This is a genomic window from Rhodococcus sp. (in: high G+C Gram-positive bacteria) (assembly GCF_049286785.1).
Classification (GTDB): domain Bacteria; phylum Actinomycetota; class Actinomycetes; order Mycobacteriales; family Mycobacteriaceae; genus Rhodococcus_F.
In genome coordinates, this window is sequence record NZ_JBAQEO010000002.1 from 1 (window position 1) to 2,706 (window position 2,706).

A 2,706-nucleotide genomic window follows, 5' to 3' on the forward strand; every position below is an offset into this window, starting at 1 on the left:
GCTCGACATACTGCCGGAATCCGCGTGCCTGCGCGTCGTGGTCGCCTACCTCGGATTGATGCACGCTGGGGGAACCCTCCGAGAACCTCCCGGTGTTCCCGTACCGGACAAGTTGTGCCAAGACATCTACGAATGGACTGCCAATGAGACGACCGGCCCGCTACCGCACCTCGGCCCGCTTCTACGACCTCATCTCCGCCGAATGGCCGGTCTACCGCGCCGGGCGCGTCGCGGCGATCGATCTGCTCGTGCTGCAGCCCGGAGGGCACGTCCTCGACGTCGGCTGCGGCACCGGTCTGAACTTCGCCCACCTGCAACGCCGGATCGGCCCGACCGGGTCGATCACCGCAGTCGATGCCAGCCCGCAGATGCTCGACCAGGCGCGCCGCCGCACCCGTTCGGCCGGATGGAGCAACGTGCGACTCGTCGAAGCCGACGCCACCGACCTGGACCCAGCGGACCTCGGGGTGGACCGCCAGCAGTTCGATGCCGCCGTGAGTACCTACGCGTTGTCCCTGATGCCGAAGTGGCCGCGCGCGCTGTCCACGATGATCGAGATGACCCACCCCGGTGGACGGGTGGCGGTGGTCGACATGCAGAAACCGGTCGGGTGCGCCGCCGTGTGGACACCCCTCGCACGGTTGGCGTGCCTGCTGGGGGGATCGGACATCGACGCGCACCCCTGGACGGTGATCGAGTCGGCGATGACCGACGTTCGGTCCGCGTCCGCCCGCTGCGGCCACATCCAGGTCCGCGTCGGATCGGTCCCCACCGCCGCCGACCCTGGGCCCGAACGAAACACCGTTCGGTCGATGTAGCGGCCGTGCCGGGCAGCGGACATCCACCGTGCTGCCTTCATGCCTGATCCGCACGGCTCGTCGCTATCTGCCGGTCCTCCGCGGCGCCGTAGTCCCGGTAGACCGGCCGTGGTGGGCGTCAGTGCCCCCGCGTCACACCCGACGTGCCCCGGCGGGCAGAAAGATAACCCACACTCGCCACACAAAACGGCACCAGATAGTTCACGACAATGCGCACCCACGTGCCGCCGTCCGCGTCGCCGGCAACCATGACCGACCCCTGATTGACCACCGACAGAACGGTCCCCACCACCGCGGCAGTCGGTGCTGCCGTGCGTACGGTGACACCGCGCACGAACAGCATCAGCGCCTCACCGGGACGAGACCACCCACCCGGCCGCGGTCCCAGGTCCCCGCCCGGCTCGGGCGCTCGTCCTTCATAGTCGTCAGTTTCCACCGTGCTCCAGCCCGTAGCCATCGACCCCCGCCCTCGATTTCGGCCACCCTACCGGCACACATCGTCGCCCGGACACCGCCATCCGGCTTCGAGGCGGCCCAGACCCACTCCCTCCAAACTCTGGCCTCGGACCGGCCCGCCGAGGACAAGGCGGCAGCGCAGGCATTTGTGACCGAATGCCATGTCCGCGCCGAGGAAAGCTGCCGCACACTGCGGAATCAGGTCACCTACGCCGAAGAGCTGACCGCACTTCTCGCCGACCACGCCGCCACTCGGTAGCGTCGTGCGGCGTTTACTCGCGCTCCCTGCGCCGCGGCCGGAAGAGGTGCGGGTTGATGCTTCCCGGGCGTAAGCACCACCGACCCGCACCACGCCAGGGCCCCGATGTTCGAATGCGCGGCGGCCCTCTACAGCCGAAGTCGCACAGCGACCTGCGGCGGAGCGCGGTTGCGAAAGTCATATCGGAAATGCGGTGATTCAGACGTTCCGGCGCGGCACACCCTGCATTGAACATATGCGCCTTCCTGAGGCCACCTGCAGTCGTGATGGTCTCGACTTCGACTTCCCCCTTGTGATGGATCCGGCCCGGATGCGTTGGCGGCTGCGGGGATCAATGGAAAGGAACCCAAGCGGTTCGAGAACCGTGAAGAGCCGTGTCCAAGTTGGGTCTGCTCGTATCATTCAGACAACCCGTACTTTTCGCTGCTTATGTGTCGTCTAATGGGATTTCCTTGTCCAAGAACGAGAGTGATGCGAGGCTCACTCTGGATTGTGTGGCCATCCGAACCGCTTCGACCCCCGCCGTAAGTTGCTGTTTCCTGTCAGTAAACACTGCTGTTAGGATGCGCAAGTGGCGACTCGATCAGATTCCGAAGTCCATCGCGATACCGGAGACCCGGCGCCTGTCGAGCGCGAGGTGCCCTCTGATACGCCTACGGGGCCGGACCTGGAGAAGGTGATCGCGAAGCAGGTCCGCGCGCTGCGCAAGGCCAGTGGTCTCTCCGTCGGGGATATGGCGACGAAGGTCGGCATCTCGAAGGCCATGCTGTCCAAGATCGAGAATTCGCAGACCTCGTGCAGTCTGTCCACGCTGGCACGTTTGGCAGCCGGACTCGATGTGCCCGTGACCTCGTTGTTCCGCGGCGCGGATACCGCCCGCGATGCCGTGTACGTCGAATCGGGTCATGGTGCGGTCATCGTCGGGCGGGGAACCCGGGTGGGTCACCATTACGAACTTCTCGGCGCCCTCCGTGGGCAGCACAAGAGACTCGAGCCGGTTCTGGTCACGCTCACCGACGCCAGTGAGACGTTTCCCTTGTTCCAGCACGCCGGCACCGAGTTGCTCTACATGCTCGAGGGAGTGATGGTCTACGGGCACGGTGAAGCGGAGTACACACTGCGGCCGGGCGATTCGCTGTTGCTCGATGGCGAAGGGCTGCACGGGCCCAACGA

At 65.9% G+C, this 2,706-nt stretch carries 3 protein-coding genes; 2 read left to right on the top strand and 1 reads right to left on the bottom strand.

Translation table 11 applies throughout. From position 1 onward, the window contains the following. The first annotated feature begins 143 nt into the window (after positions 1-143). Positions 144-818, top strand: coding sequence for a class I SAM-dependent methyltransferase (locus tag WAW17_RS00105; RefSeq protein WP_422331005.1), 675 nt, complete (start codon positions 144-146; stop codon positions 816-818). Between the two features lie 118 nt (positions 819-936). On the opposite strand, the gene nrtS is transcribed toward WAW17_RS00105, so the two are convergent. After that, a complete protein-coding gene (nrtS, locus tag WAW17_RS00110; protein ID WP_422331007.1) occupies positions 937-1,161 on the bottom strand; it encodes a nitrate/nitrite transporter NrtS in 225 nt (74 codons plus the stop codon). Positions 1,162-2,104: 943 nt separating this feature from the next. On the opposite strand from nrtS, the gene WAW17_RS00115 reads away from it, so the two are divergent. Beyond that, the coding region (locus WAW17_RS00115) for a helix-turn-helix domain-containing protein (protein WP_422331006.1) at positions 2,105-2,706 on the top strand (602 nt) is incomplete at its 3' end.